13 protein-coding genes and 1 pseudogene are annotated in these 12,815 nt (G+C 59.1%); 2 read left to right on the plus strand and 12 right to left on the minus strand.

Annotated elements, in window-relative coordinates:
• Positions 1-67: 67 nt before the first annotated feature.
• The 6 genes and pseudogenes from Q0W94_RS00645 to Q0W94_RS12240 form a co-directional block, all read right to left on the minus strand.
• Positions 68-2,923, minus strand: coding sequence for a BPTD_3080 family restriction endonuclease (locus Q0W94_RS00645; RefSeq protein WP_315863137.1), 2,856 nt, complete (start codon positions 2,921-2,923; stop codon positions 68-70).
• A gap of 19 nt (positions 2,924-2,942) precedes the next feature.
• Positions 2,943-3,155, minus strand: a complete 213-nt coding sequence (locus tag Q0W94_RS00650; RefSeq protein ID WP_297759841.1) for a DUF2283 domain-containing protein — start codon at positions 3,153-3,155, stop codon at positions 2,943-2,945.
• On the minus strand, positions 3,152-3,400 hold the full coding sequence (locus Q0W94_RS00655; protein WP_297759843.1) for a DUF4258 domain-containing protein: 249 nt from the start codon (positions 3,398-3,400) through the stop codon (positions 3,152-3,154). Before Q0W94_RS00655 ends, Q0W94_RS00650 begins: the two co-directional genes overlap by 4 nt.
• Positions 3,400-3,690 (minus strand): hypothetical protein, encoded by a 291-nt coding sequence (locus Q0W94_RS00660; RefSeq protein ID WP_297759845.1) that lies wholly within the window; start codon positions 3,688-3,690, stop codon positions 3,400-3,402. Before Q0W94_RS00660 ends, Q0W94_RS00655 begins: the two co-directional genes overlap by 1 nt.
• Before the next feature lie 77 nt (positions 3,691-3,767).
• Complete coding sequence (locus Q0W94_RS00665) at positions 3,768-4,130, minus strand: four helix bundle protein (RefSeq protein ID WP_315863138.1); 363 nt, start codon at positions 4,128-4,130, stop codon at positions 3,768-3,770.
• Positions 4,131-4,179: 49 nt separating this feature from the next.
• Positions 4,180-6,804, minus strand: a pseudogene (locus Q0W94_RS12240) (site-specific DNA-methyltransferase); the annotation flags it as partial.
• A 160-nt stretch (positions 6,805-6,964) separates the two neighbouring features.
• Between Q0W94_RS12240 and Q0W94_RS00675 the strand changes: the two are divergent.
• Positions 6,965-8,368, plus strand: coding sequence for a type II CAAX endopeptidase family protein (locus tag Q0W94_RS00675; RefSeq protein WP_297759846.1), 1,404 nt, complete (start codon positions 6,965-6,967; stop codon positions 8,366-8,368).
• On the opposite strand, the gene Q0W94_RS00680 is transcribed toward Q0W94_RS00675, so the two are convergent.
• Positions 8,336-9,112, minus strand: a complete 777-nt coding sequence (locus Q0W94_RS00680) for an SDR family oxidoreductase (RefSeq protein WP_297759848.1) — start codon at positions 9,110-9,112, stop codon at positions 8,336-8,338. The genes Q0W94_RS00675 and Q0W94_RS00680 overlap by 33 nt on opposite strands.
• Before the next feature lie 67 nt (positions 9,113-9,179).
• Between Q0W94_RS00680 and Q0W94_RS00685 the strand changes: the two genes are divergently transcribed.
• Positions 9,180-10,106, plus strand: a complete 927-nt coding sequence (locus Q0W94_RS00685; protein ID WP_297759850.1) for an alpha/beta fold hydrolase — start codon at positions 9,180-9,182, stop codon at positions 10,104-10,106.
• On the opposite strand, the gene Q0W94_RS00690 is transcribed toward Q0W94_RS00685, so the two are convergent.
• The 5 genes from Q0W94_RS00690 to Q0W94_RS00710 all read right to left on the minus strand — a co-directional run bounded on the left by Q0W94_RS00690 (position 10,068) and on the right by Q0W94_RS00710 (position 12,694).
• Complete coding sequence (locus tag Q0W94_RS00690) at positions 10,068-11,033, minus strand: heme o synthase (RefSeq protein WP_297759852.1); 966 nt, start codon at positions 11,031-11,033, stop codon at positions 10,068-10,070. The genes Q0W94_RS00685 and Q0W94_RS00690 overlap by 39 nt on opposite strands.
• Positions 11,034-11,040: 7 nt before the next feature.
• Positions 11,041-11,406, minus strand: coding sequence for a hypothetical protein (locus tag Q0W94_RS00695; protein WP_297759854.1), 366 nt, complete (start codon positions 11,404-11,406; stop codon positions 11,041-11,043).
• Positions 11,342-11,977, minus strand: a complete 636-nt coding sequence (locus tag Q0W94_RS00700) for a heme A synthase (RefSeq protein ID WP_297759856.1) — start codon at positions 11,975-11,977, stop codon at positions 11,342-11,344. Before Q0W94_RS00700 ends, Q0W94_RS00695 begins: the two co-directional genes overlap by 65 nt.
• 146 nt (positions 11,978-12,123) lie before the next feature.
• Positions 12,124-12,345, minus strand: coding sequence for a hypothetical protein (locus tag Q0W94_RS00705; RefSeq protein ID WP_297759859.1), 222 nt, complete (start codon positions 12,343-12,345; stop codon positions 12,124-12,126).
• Positions 12,299-12,694, minus strand: a complete 396-nt coding sequence (locus tag Q0W94_RS00710; RefSeq protein ID WP_297759861.1) for a hypothetical protein — start codon at positions 12,692-12,694, stop codon at positions 12,299-12,301. Before Q0W94_RS00710 ends, Q0W94_RS00705 begins: the two co-directional genes overlap by 47 nt.
• Positions 12,695-12,815: the final 121 nt, after the last annotated feature.

Consider the following 12,815-nt stretch of genomic DNA (forward strand, 5'->3'; position numbering starts at 1 on the left):
CGCCCGCAATCGCGGCGTGAAACTCGGTACCCTGGCGGCGCAAACCATAATCTGCTGCAAGCGGCCCCTAGCCTCCTGCTCGAACAGCATTCACCTGCCGAATTAAAGTATCCCGAATCTCGCCGGGCGTCTTGGCTACTGCCGCCCGCCATCGGCCGAACCCACCGTGCGCGTTCACGGCTTTGCACCACTTCTCAAGCGCGCGCCGCTTTACTTCGTCCTGCTCCGTGTTCTGCCCCTTCGTTTCCAGAATGAGCATGTCGCCACTGTTAAGCCGTACCAGAAAATCGGGCCGGTACTTCCGCACCACACCGCGATAGATGTACAGCACTTCAAAGCCGAGATGGTCATTCTTGACCCAGGCGGCAACGGCTTCGCTGTTGTCTAGCATAAACGCGTCGGATGCTTCCCAGGTGCTGTCGTAGACGCAGACGTTGATGTGCGACTTGCGCGTGCGTTCGCAGGGCTTGCCCGTATACCAGGTGCGCATCTCGCCCGTGGAGCGAATGGGATGGTCGCGGTCAAAGACCGGGGTCAGCTGCTCGGTGTTCTCCTGCCGCACCGCCTCCCACACATGCTGCACGACCCGCGACATGTTGAGCGTAATGATCAGCCGCCGGCGCAGTTCGTCCTGATAGAAGAGCGGCGGGGTGATGCGAATGCGGTCGGAGCGGATGAATCGCTCGACAATGCGAATCAACTGTGCCAGCAGCACTTCTCGGCTGCCTTTCCAGGCGGCCTGCATTTGATCAAAGACATCCCGCGCCGTCTCGAAGATGATGCGCTGGGTGCGGAATTCTCTGGCCAGGCGCTCCAGTTCGATGCGGTCCACCTTGGTCACATTCGGCTTGCCTTCCAGAATCGGCGCCAGTTCGGCGACCTGCGCTGTCTGCGCCGCATCCAGCTCCAACGGCTGCACCTTCGACCAATCCAGGGTCAGGGTGGGCGTAAGCACGTGTTCGATGCGCACCACGTTCGGCCAGCAGATCTCGAACTGTGCCTTGGCCGGGTCCGGTTTGACTTCAGTCTTGGGCGTGGGCGGCGGAGGTGGGCCGCCTTCTCCACCTTCGTGCGGCAAAAATGTGAATGGCACGCCAAAGATGTTGACATACTCGGGCTCGAACAGTCCCGTCTCCGGGTTGACTTCGTAAGACGTGCGCCGCAAACCACGCCCCACCACCTGCTCACACAGAAGCTGTGAGGTGAAGGCGCGCAGGCCCATGATGTGCGTCACCGTCCTGGCATCCCAGCCTTCGGAGAGCATCCCGACCGAGATGACGTTCTGAATCTTCTCGCCGGGCTGACCAACTTTGCCGACGGTATCTACCATTTGCCGGAGCAGTTCGGCCTTTTCGGCAGTGGTGAGTGGTTTGTGAATAGTGGCTAGTCGCCCGGTGCCATCCTCACTCTCACTATCCACTCTCCACTGTTCACTATCCACTATTCCCTGTTCACTATCCACTTCTTCTTTCGCCTCCGCCTCAGCCAGCACCTTCGAGTCAATGTGCAGAATGCGCTCAGGATCGCATAGTTCGTCGATGTGGATGCGTTTCGTATCGAAGGCGTGCTTCACGCGGGCTGCGGTCTCGGTGCGGTTGCAGACGGTGATCATCACCGGCGGGGTGGGCAGCCCGGCCGCGCGCCATGCTCTCCAAGCCTCGCGCCAGTCGTAGCCCAGCAGGTAATAGGCGTTCAGGACCAGGTCGGGCAGCGGCTCTTCCGGCTCCGCTTTCCTATTGAGATCGTCCTTCACATCCGGGTCGTTGTAGATGTGGTAGAGGCGCGATTTGTAAGTCTTGGCGTCCGGCACGGCATCGTCGCGCACCACCACGCGCGGGGTCTTGACCAGCCCCGATTCGATGGCGTCGTTCAAGCCGAAGTCGCTGACGATCCAGCCGAATAGGGCGTCTTCGCTGCTCTTCTTGCCCGAGGGCGTGAAGGGCGTGGCGGAGAAGTCATAGCACTTCAGAATGCCCCGCGAGCGGTGCAGCCGGTCAAGGCCGCCAATCCACACGGTGGCTTCCTCGGCGCTGTCCTTGAGATCCCGTTGGCGCAGGTACTTGCCCTCGGCCTCCCAGTTGACGCGCCAGGCGTGGTGGGCCTCGTCGTTGATGACTAGGAGATTGCGGGCATTCGCCATGTCGCCTAGCACCTCGCGGGTGTACGCTTCATCACTCTTGGGGCCGCGCTTGTCCACGCTCCGGCGTTTCTTGAGCTGCTCCTCGCTCTCCCAGGCCAGGGCGTGCCAGTTGCGCACGAGCACCTTGCCTTGACGGAGCTTGTCGAGCAAGGCGGAAGGGACGATGTCGAACGCCTCGTAATAGTTCCCCCCCGCCGCCGGCTGCAGCACCGCGAGCCGACTTTTCACTGTCAGCCCAGGGGCGATCACCAGCACGTTTTTCGAGAAGCGGGCATCCTGTGGGTTGGTGACCTTGTTCAAAATCTGCCAGGCGATGACCATCGCCATCACAACAGTCTTGCCGGTGCCGGTGGCCATCTTGCAGCACTGGCGGACGAACTCCCCGCCGTCGCCGATGATCTCGATCCCCACGCGCTCGGCGGCCGGCGCTTCGGTAAGCCAGATGAGCGTTTCGATGGCTTCCAACTGGCAGAAAAAGAAATGCTGGTCGCGCTCCGGATCGCGCCAGTGCTCGAGTAGGCGCTTGGTGATGCTGCTGACGCCCGGATACCCCGCCTCGCGCCAGGCTTTGACGCGCGGGCGGATCTGATTGACCAGCGGAATCTCGACGAAGATGCCGGGATCGTCGAAGGATTTGGAGCCAGGCGTCGCCACCACGTAACCCGCCGGGCGGCGACCCTCCACCAGATCAAAGAGCCGCGTTTTGCGATCGTAGCGCCAGTAACGCTGTGGCTCCTCGTAGGGCGAGTTGATGATCAAGCGGTCAATGGTGGTGCGGGGCATGGCGGTGGTCTGTTCCATTTCAACCTGCCTGGGGCACTGTTTCGAACAGCAGCCGTCGCAGATCAACGTCTGGCACCCGTTTGGACAGGTACAGCATCTCGATGCCGACCACCCGATCCTGGTCGTCGTAATCCAGGAGAACACCCGGCGAGACTTCGTCGGTGCGGCTCGCAGGAGCATCGCTCAGGGTCAGGTAGAGCGCATCGGCTTGTTGGTCCACTTTGAGCTTCATGGGATGGTCCTCCTTCGATCAAAGAATGCGGTTACGATAACGGGCGGTGTTTGCTTGCCATTGACGATGACGCGCAACACCCGATTGCCAAACTCTGGAATCCGGGCCAGCCGGTGTTCCAGATCCCGGTCCACCTGGTCGGCCTCGGTCACCTCCGGGGTGCTCAGTGTGCGTTCCAGCCATGCGGTTTGGATACGCCGCTTCGCCAGAGCGTCCCGGGCGTGTTCTGTGAGCACGTATTCCATCAGCCTGTCCCATTCAAGGCGATGACCTTCAAACTCTCAATCCCCCGGTCGTCCACGATCTTGACCGCGATGCGCTTGTGCTCGCCCGGCTCGAAGGGAAGCGACACCGTGCCCCGGTAGGCCTCGATCCGCTCCTCATCGATCTCCGCCTTGAGGTTCCGCGCCAGTTTCGCCCAGCCTTCGTTCTTGCCGGCCATCGGGAAGAAGACCTGGCGCGGATAGAGGCTGCGGCCGTCGTAGTCGGTGTCCAGCATCCAGACGGCGATCTTGTCCGCGCCACCCGATTCCACCTGGCCGGTCTTCGTGTTGTATTAGTCGAAACCGTGGACAGTGACTTGTGCATAGTGGATAGTGGCTAGCGGACCGCTTAACGTCGCAGCGATTTCACGAGCCCGGTCAGCAACTTCCCGATTTCGTCGCAGGCGTTCAATGCGCCCTTGACGTTCTCCTGGGGCAAGAGACTCAAGTTCCCGCACAAAATCAGCAGCGTCTCCAATTCGGCCAGGGAGCCCCGCGCGATGCCCAGAAATTGAAGAAATTCCCCCGTGCTCTGACGCGCCTGCCCCTCGGCGATGTTTGCCGGGATTGACACCGCCGCCCGCGTCAGTTGAGAGCGCATCCCATAGGTCTCTTCTTTGGGCAATTGCGATGAAAGTTGATAAATCTTCTCCACCAAGAGCATTGATTTCTGCCAGGCTACGAGCTCCCGATAGCTTTGCAACGACTTCATAAGGCGCTAACGCCTCCTTCCTGCTATCCACTATCCACTGTTCACTATCCACTACCACGTCCGGCTGGCCGATGAGCCAGAACGACTCGTTGCTGGCGCGCTTTTTCTTCAAGTCGTCGGTCAAGAGGTCGGCGTTCATCTGGACTTTGAGTAGGGTGACGCCGGGCCAGTTCGTCTCGTCAATGTCTTTGGCGGCTTCGGGATCGAACTGGAAGGCGGCGAAGACGATGAGATTGGGTTTGGGCACCAGCCGCTGCGCTTCCTCGATGGCCTGGGCCACCTGGCGAGGTTCCAGCGGGGCGTGTTCGGGGCCGAAAGAAACCATCACGCGCATCGGATTGTAGGCCGGCGATGCTTCTCGCACCCGGTCTGCGCCTTCGTCGCTGGGGCGGGTCTCACCCTCGGCGTGCAGCCAGCGGCAGCCGGGCAGGGGCTCCAGGCGCGCAAAGCGGATGTACTGCCCGGCCTTGCCGCGAATGCCGGCGCGCAGGAGTTCGTCGCGCCATTCGGCCTGGCGCAGCGTCTCGCCACTTCTCGCCGCTGTTGCGGCGAAGTGGCTAGTGGCTAGTGAATCGTGAATAGCGTCCTGCTGCTCGCCTCTTTCGCTATCCACTATCCCCAATACACTATCCACTGACTTCACCACCGGCGCAGGCACCGCCTCCACGGTGAACGGTCCCGTCACGCGCACCTTCTTGCGGTCCACGAAGGGCTGGTCGTAGAGCGTCTCCTGCGGGGCGTGGCGGGCGATGGCATCGTCCATGGCTTTCTGCATGGCGCGGCGCGCGGCGTGGAAAGCATCGAAAGGTTTGCGGGCCGCCTCGGGCCAGTCGGCGGGAAACTCGAACGGCACCTCCCATTCCACCAGTTCGTTGGCCTTGACCACTTGACCAGAAGGCATGGTGAAGGTGGCGCTATCGGGCGCGGCGAAGTCCACGACCTGCCCGGCGCGGCCGCCCTGCGTGACCTTGAAGCGTGGATAGCCCTCACCCCCGGCCCCTCTCCCACGGGGAGAGGGGAGTTTGAGCGCCGCGTTGAGGTTGGCGAGCGCCTGCTCGATGGCCGGGTGCATTCGCCCATGGATGCCGTCGATCTCCGGGTTGTTGGCGATGGACTTGAGCGTGACGTGCGGCACGGTCTTGTACTTGAAGCCGGAGCCGACGCCCTCTTCGGGGTGCGCCAGTTCGTAGTAGTCGAAGACGGCAGTCATCAGCCGCTGGCGGGCAAGCGTCAAGGCCACGCGCGAGGTGTCGCAGGTGATCCAGCGCCGGCCCCACTGCTCAGCGACGTAGGCCGTGGTGCCGCTGCCACAGGTCGGGTCGAACACCAGGTCGCCCGGGTCGGTGGTCATCAGGAGGCAGCGCTGCACTACCTTGATAGATGTTTGCACCACAAAAAGCTTTTCATCACCAAAGCTCGACAACCGTGTGTCCCGCCAGTTGTTGGTGAATTCAGACACCGAATAGTCGTCCAGATAATGGACAAAACGAGGTCTGTTACCAGCCTTCACCACGCGCCCGGCTTTGACGAGCCTCTGTAGACCGTCCGGGCCAGTTTTCCAGTGTTGCCCTTGCCCGGGACGGAAAGTTTCGCCCTCGAACTCGAACAATTCCTTCTCGGCTGCGGCTTCGCCGCCAGAGATTAAAGATGTCAGCTCAAAGATCCTGCTTCCCTTTGGCAGTAGCTGAGAGTTCACTTCATCTTCCGGCTTCAGAAGCCGACGTTCGCCGGTCGGTAAAATAACATAGGAATAACCTACCGCTCCGATAAGACCAGGTTCCTTCTCGAAGAAGAGTGGTCTCCGTTTGACCATCTGCTGATCCCTGGCATACCACAGAAGTAGGTCGAAGGTTTTCTGGATAATCTCAGAGGTTTTGAAGGAAGTCTTTTCAAAGGCGATCATCGCCAGAAAATTCTCACTTCCAAACACCTCATCCATCAATTCCCGCACGTGGTGCACGTTCTCGTCGGAAATCTGCACGAAGATGCTGCCGCTCTCGGTCAGCAGTTCCCGCGCCAGGAGCAGCCGGTCGCGCAGGTAGGTGAGGTAGGAGTGGATGCCCAGTTCCCAGGTGTCGCGGAAGGCCCGGATCTGCTCCGGCTCGCTGGTCAGGTCTTCGTCCTTGCCGTCCTTCACGTCGCGCTTGTTGACGAACGGCTGGAAGTTGGAGCCGTACTTGATGCCGTAGGGCGGGTCGATGTAGATCATCTGCACCTTGCCGGCCAGTCCCTCTTTCTCCAGGAGCGAGTTCATCACCAGCAGCGAATCGCCGGCGATCAGGCGGTTGCTCCAGCCGTGGCGGTGCTGGTAGAACTCGATGGCCTGGCGCAGCGGCTCTTTTCTCTCTTCCTCGAACAGTGATAACTGGCGACTAGCCACTGAGCACTGACCACTGTCTTTCCGCACCGCCTCGATGATGCTGCGCGGATCGATGCGCTCGTGGACATGGAGTGACACCGTCGGCACTTCAAAGGAGGTGTGCTCGGCCTTGCCCGCCCAGACCAGTTGCGGCTCCAGGTGCGGGTCGTAGGCGTAGGTTCTTTTCTGCTGCCCGACATCCGGGTCAGTGTCCGGCGTCACCAGGCCGGCGGGCGGGTTGTTGGGGCGCTGCTTGTCGCGATGCTCATAGGATTCAATGGGGCGGCTGGAGGAGGATTGTTTTTGGCGCGGCATACAGGGGAACAGGCCAGTAGTATTTTGAGAAAATCATACATGGAACCGTAGAGGCTGTGCCGCAATTCTACCCCTGTCCTAGTTGTGACCCTCTCCCTCGATTGATCCACTGGGTCGCTTTCCGCTAAGGTTTTGGGAAGTCCTTTGTCAGCGTTGCCCTATGTCTTTCAAGCGGTTGGTGCTTGCCGCCCTCAGTGTAGTCGTTGCTGCCCTCATGACAGTATCGTTGCTGGGGAGCTATTTGCAGCCCCAAACCCAAGGGCAAATCAACCTCCTTCAAACGAACTTGTCACTGCAAGCCCGGGAATGGCAGGCCCTAGGGGACAGTCCAGCCCGCGATCGCCTCCTCGGTGATCTGCAAGGGGCCATCCAAGCCTATGAAAAGGTGCTGCAGACCCCCCCACCGCAAAACCAACCGCTGCGTCTGCAATTGGGACTGCTCTATGCTGACGCTGGGCAGGGCGATCGCGCCCTGAAAACCTGGCAATTCCTGCTCCAAGAAAGTCAAGGGACAATCCACGCAACAGCAGAGGTCTTGATTCATCTGTGGTCAGAGCCACCGCAACTGCTCCCGGAAGCGGAAGGATTAATTAAAGAGACGCTCCACGGCTGGTTTCGCGATCGCGCCCTCCAACGCCTGTACGAACTGCAACAGCGCTCCGATGCCCTAAGGGCCCTGGCCAGTGCCGAACAAAAGCGCGCAAAAGCAGCCTTCTATCGCCTGGCCCTCCTTGGCACGACGCCATTGCTCGGGAGTGTGATTGGGATAGGGCTCTGGATTATCTGGATCTATCAACACCTGCGACGCCGCTCCCAAAATACCCCCTCCTCCCTACCCCCCGTGACCTGGGGCTGGGAAAGCCTCTGGGAAGCCATGGTGATCTGGTTTGCTCTGTTCTTTGCTATTAATTTGGTATTGATGCCCCTGGTGCGCGCCCTGATCAGTAAGGGGCTGCCGCTGCATTCCGCCATAGCGCAAACCCTGTATGCCTTAGTCAGCTACAGCACACTCATGGTCGCGGGGCTGGGTTGGCTCGGGTACTTCCTGCGTCCCTTTGGCCAGCGCCCTTGGAAGTGGCTGCGCTGGCAGGGCGGCTTAGGGGGTGCCCTGCGTTGGGGGGTCGGCGGTTATTTGGCGGCGCTGCCGTTAGTTCTCATCAGCTCACTGATCAGTCAGGCGCTGCTCAAAAATCAAGGGGGCGGTAATCCCCTGCTAGAGATTATTTTGCAAAGCCGTGACTATCCAACCTTTGCTCTGCTCTATGTCATGGTGGCACTGATGGCACCCCTCTTTGAGGAGATTCTCTTTCGGGGCTTTTTCTTTCGTTCTGTGCAATCCTATCTCCCCCTAGGCACAGCCATGGGCCTCACTGGGGTCTTGTTTGCGATTGCCCACCTCAACTTAGCCGACCTCTTGCCCCTGACGGTTTTGGGAACAGTGCTCAGCTACATCTACTGGCGATCGCAAAACATTGGTGCGGCAATGATTCTCCACAGCATCTGGAACAGTGGCTCCTTTTTAGGCTTGCTCCTATTGAGCGGGGGGACGGAAGCGGGGTTCTAACTGCTGCACCAACCACTGACGGGGCACTAACCGTCCGGCAAGGGCAAGGAAGCGATTGGCCGGCTGACCGGGAATGATCGTTGCCCCATCGGTTTGCAAGGCAGCAAGGGTTTCGGCAACGACCTGTTCGGGCCTGTCCTGCTGGGCAATGAGAGCAGGGTTGCGGGTCATAGCGGCGCGCTCAAAGAAGTTGGTGGCAGTGGGTCCGGGACAGACGGCCAAGACCCGAATACCCCAGGGTTTGACTTCTGCCCAGAGGGCTTCGCTAAAGTGGCGGACAAAGGCTTTAGTGGCAGCATAGACGGCAAGGTAGGGAAGGGGCTGAAAAGCAGCAATGGAGCTGACATTAATGATGGTTCCTTGACGGCGGGGGCGCATTTCCTGGAGCACGAGATGGGTGAGTTCCACCAGGGCTGTGATGTTTACTTGGAGCATAGCCATCAATTGGTGGCGATCGCGATCGCCAAAGGCCCCATAATCGCCAAAACCAGCATTATTGACCAGCACATCCACAGCCCATCCCAAGGATTGAATCTGCCCATAGAGGCGGCAGGCAGCACCGGGCTCACTCAGATCTTGGGGAATACACAGCACCGATACCTTTTGGTTCAGGCGCGTCTTGAGGGCCGCTAGGGCATCGACAGAACGCCCCGTCAGGATCAAATCGTGCTGGCGATCGGCAAAGGCGTGGGCAAAGGCCTGACCCAATCCCCCCGTTGCCCCCGTAATCAGTACCGTTGTCATAATTGTTACGAAACGTAAAGATCGCTATCTTAAGAGTAATACACTTTGCAGGAAGGGACTGGGCAAAATGACCTCGACGCTCTCCGCCACAGCAGCTTTTCCCACCGCAGACTGGACTTGGCGCGGCCATCGCATTCGCTACAGCGTCAATGGCAGTGGTGCCCCAGTGGTCTTGGTTCATGGGTTTGGTGCCTCCATTGGTCACTGGCGCAAAAATATCCCCGCCCTCACTGCCGCAGGCTACCGTGTCTATGCCCTTGATTTACTGGGCTTTGGTGCATCGGCAAAGCCAGATTTAACCTACAGCTTGGATCTGTGGGCAGAGCTACTGGCGGATTTTTGGCAAGCCCATATTGGGGAACCGGTGGTTTGGGTAGGCAACTCCATTGGGGGTCTGTTGTGTTTAATGATGGCCGCGCGCTATGGCCACACCTGTCGTGGGGTCAGTGTTCTCAACTGTGCCGGCGGACTCAACCACCGTCCCAATGAACTTAACTGGACCCAGAGTCTGTTTACAGCAATTTTTCGGGCGTTGGTGGCCTCCCCGATCATTGGTCATCTCATTTTCCATCAGATTCGACAGCCAGAGCGCATCCGCAAAACCCTGACCCAAGTCTATGCCAATCCCGCAGCCATCACCGATGAATTGGTGGAGCTGTTGCACCGGCCGGCCATGGATGCCGGTGCTAAAGAGGTCTTTGCCCGCGTTATTTCGGCACCCCCTGGCCCCAAAATTGTTGATTTGCTCCCCCACATTCAAGTGCCCATTCTAGTGCTGTGGGGGGAAGTGGATCCTTGGACTCCCGTGTCGGGGACAAAGCACTTTGAGGCCCACCAAGACCGCTTACCCATCCGCATTGAGCGGTTGCCCAATACTGGCCACTGCCCCCATGACGATCGCCCCGAGCTGGTCAACCCGATTTTAATTGAGTGGCTGCAACGGTTGCCTCAAGTCCTAGCTCAGGCACTTCCACAGGCCCCCAAGGGCAGCTGAGACTGGCGGGCATAAGGGCGGCAGGCGTAGGCGATCGCCCACCATGGCAGCACACAGCAGCATCATATACAGGATGGAAAACTTAAAGAGACGGCGGGCGCGGTCGCGATCCTCTGGGGCTTGGGTCAACTGCCACGCGCCGTAAATAAACCAACTGCCAAGGGCGATCGCCCCCAGACCATAGCCCCAACTCACCACACCACAGGGATAAACTAACAGCAAGCTGGTGGGCACCAGTGCCAAGGTGTAGCGGAAAATTTGCTCTGCCGTCAGGCGATTGCCCCCCACCACCGGCAACATGGGCACCTGCACACGGGCATAGTCCTCTTGAATTAACATCGCCAGCGGCCAAAAATGGGGCGGTGTCCAGATAAAGATAATGGCAAACAGGACCCAGGCCGCCCAACCCAGTTCTCCCGTCACCGCTGCCCAACCCACCAAGGGGGGAATCGCCCCGGCCGCACCGCCAATCACGATATTTTGCGGCGAAGACCGCTTCAGCCAGTGGGTATAGACCCCCACATAAACCGCAATTCCGGCCATGGCCAGGCCAGCACTCAGGAGATTGGCAAATACTGCCAAAAGACCGAAGGCCGTGGTTGCCAGCAGTACCGCCAGAAACACTGCTTCCCAAGGGGCCACCCGCCCTGCCGGCAAAGGCCGATGGCGCGTCCGCTCCATCATTGCATCAATATCACGGTCATAGAGACAGTTGATGGTATTGGCTGCCGCCGCCGCACAGGTCCCGCTCACAAGGGTGATGAGTAGCAATTGCGGAGCCACCCGACCTTGACCGGCCACCTCCATGGCTGCCGCAGTGGTAATCAAAAAGAGCAGGATTAACCGCGGTTTTGTGAGCTGGACATAGTCCAGCAATTTTGTCGAGAGATCCCCCGTTGAGGAGGAAAGCCTAGCGAGAAATGTCATGGAGACCTCAAAGATGTTTAAGATGCCTCGTTTCAGAAAATGGGGGGGCGATCGCGCCACGCCAAGGCTGAAATGGCCACCACCCCCCCCAAGAGGAGTGGCGCCAATCATTTGATGGGCAACGGTGAGTGACCGGAACCTGTAGCTTTAGTTGGAGGGTGCTCCACCCCAAGGCCACCTGCAGTGCCACCAGTGGCAGGAGCGAGAAACTCAATTGCCGCAGCGGGGGAGTTAAGGCGGGGCGGCGCCAGGCCACCATTACAACTGCCAAAACCCCCAAGGTGGCTGGGACAACCCCCAACAGATGGTTACGGAGCACCCCACACAGGCGATCGCCATAGAGGCACTGATGAACGGCCCACTGCGAAGCCACCAAGCCCCCCAACACACTCTGGCCATAGACCCATAGCAGGGCGATCGGTCCTGCAAGTCCGCAACCAACGGGCGCTACCCCTACCCCTAAAGGGAGCCAAGCCAACGGTGATGGCTACCAAAAGGCAAAAGAAGAGTAGTCCTGTGCCCAAGTGAGCCGTGACAATTTCAAAGCGCAGCAACTCCGTGACCGTCAGCCCCCCCAAAATCCCCTGCAAAATCACCAGGCACAGTGCCGCCGCCGCCGCGTAGGGAACCCAAGGAGGCAGGGCTTGCCGCCAAGCCACGCTCAGGCCAGCAAAGGCGATCGCCAGCAGCCCTAAGCTGGTGGCCAACAGGCGGTGAAACCACTCTAGGAAAATCGGCAAATCCATCTGCGGCACCAGCCTGCCAAAGCACAAGGGCCAGTCGGGACAGGCTAAACCGGCATCCATCACCCGTGTGGCACTGCCTATCGCCATCAAAAAGAGGGTAAAGATCGTCATCAGCAACACGAGGCGAAAAATCCACTGGCGACGGACACTCGGAGCACTGCCTAGGGTCAAGGGTGAGACATCAAAGGGACCCAGCACGGATTTTTCCTCGACAGCAACAACTTCTTCATGGTAAAGAAGCTAAGGGGGGGATCACGGCTGCCGTGAAAATCTATAGCTTTTCTTTAAGTTTTCGCCAGAGTATAAATTTTTCTTGCATTTTGTTGCCTAATTTTATGAATGGCCTAAAAGGACAGCTCCCCAGGAGTGGGTTGTTGTTGCAAGAAGTGGAGAAAATCCAAGAGTTCTTCATCGCTCAATTGCTGGCGCGATCGCTTGCCATAGCGTTGCAGTAAACAGGCACGGCCTTGGGCTTCCGTCCATCCCAAGCGCTTCATTTCCACGGTGGTTTGGGCAATTTCATCCGCCAGATCCAGCGGGTTGGCGCTTGGTGGGGGGCTTCTCACTGGCCGGTTTGACGGGGGGTTGGCTGCGGTGAGGATTGGCAGCAGAGGTAGGTTCTAGGAGCAGATCAGTATTGCTGGCCTCTGACCAAGGCGCTGCCTCTAGGGCTGCCGGGACCCGGGGAATCAGTTCCGCTGCCGTTTGCACAGGGAGATGAATACCCAAGAGTTGCAGGGCCCGCTGGCGGGCATTATCTTCCGCCTGTTCAAGGGTTGGTGCCGCAGCCATCCCTGTAGCAAGAATGGTGTCCCCCACTAGGAGAGTTGTTTTGACAATAAAGAGGCCGTCATGAATTTGCAATAAATCACTGACAATGCTGCCGGTGGGATAGCGGCGGTGAAATTCGCTCATGGGGGTGCCGCAACAAAACGACGCATCGAGTTAATCTTATCCTATCCTTGCCAAGGGGCTGGCCTAGAGGAGATTCAACACTGCCTTGTGAACGCCAGCCGACTGCAGGTAGGCTTGATAG

The organism is Thermosynechococcus sp., assembly GCF_025999095.1.
In the GTDB taxonomy this organism is placed as follows: domain Bacteria; phylum Cyanobacteriota; class Cyanobacteriia; order Thermosynechococcales; family Thermosynechococcaceae; genus Thermosynechococcus.

Excerpts from the sequence above, each read along its gene's own strand:
- Q0W94_RS00650 (WP_297759841.1), bottom strand. The coding sequence starts at position 3,155 with ATGAAGCTCAAAGTGGACCAACAAGCCGATGCGCTCTACCTGACCCTG.
- Q0W94_RS00685 (WP_297759850.1), top strand. The coding sequence starts at position 9,180 with ATGACCTCGACGCTCTCCGCCACAGCAGCTTTTCCCACCGCAGACTGG.
- Q0W94_RS00680 (WP_297759848.1), bottom strand. The coding sequence starts at position 9,112 with ATGACAACGGTACTGATTACGGGGGCAACGGGGGGATTGGGTCAGGCC.
- Q0W94_RS00690 (WP_297759852.1), bottom strand. The coding sequence starts at position 11,033 with ATGACATTTCTCGCTAGGCTTTCCTCCTCAACGGGGGATCTCTCGACA.
- Q0W94_RS00645 (WP_315863137.1), bottom strand. The coding sequence starts at position 2,923 with ATGCCCCGCACCACCATTGACCGCTTGATCATCAACTCGCCCTACGAG.
- Q0W94_RS00675 (WP_297759846.1), top strand. The coding sequence starts at position 6,965 with ATGTCTTTCAAGCGGTTGGTGCTTGCCGCCCTCAGTGTAGTCGTTGCT.
- Q0W94_RS00655 (WP_297759843.1), bottom strand. The coding sequence starts at position 3,400 with ATGGAATACGTGCTCACAGAACACGCCCGGGACGCTCTGGCGAAGCGG.
- Q0W94_RS00665 (WP_315863138.1), bottom strand. The coding sequence starts at position 4,130 with ATGAAGTCGTTGCAAAGCTATCGGGAGCTCGTAGCCTGGCAGAAATCA.
- Q0W94_RS00710 (WP_297759861.1), bottom strand. The coding sequence starts at position 12,694 with ATGAGCGAATTTCACCGCCGCTATCCCACCGGCAGCATTGTCAGTGAT.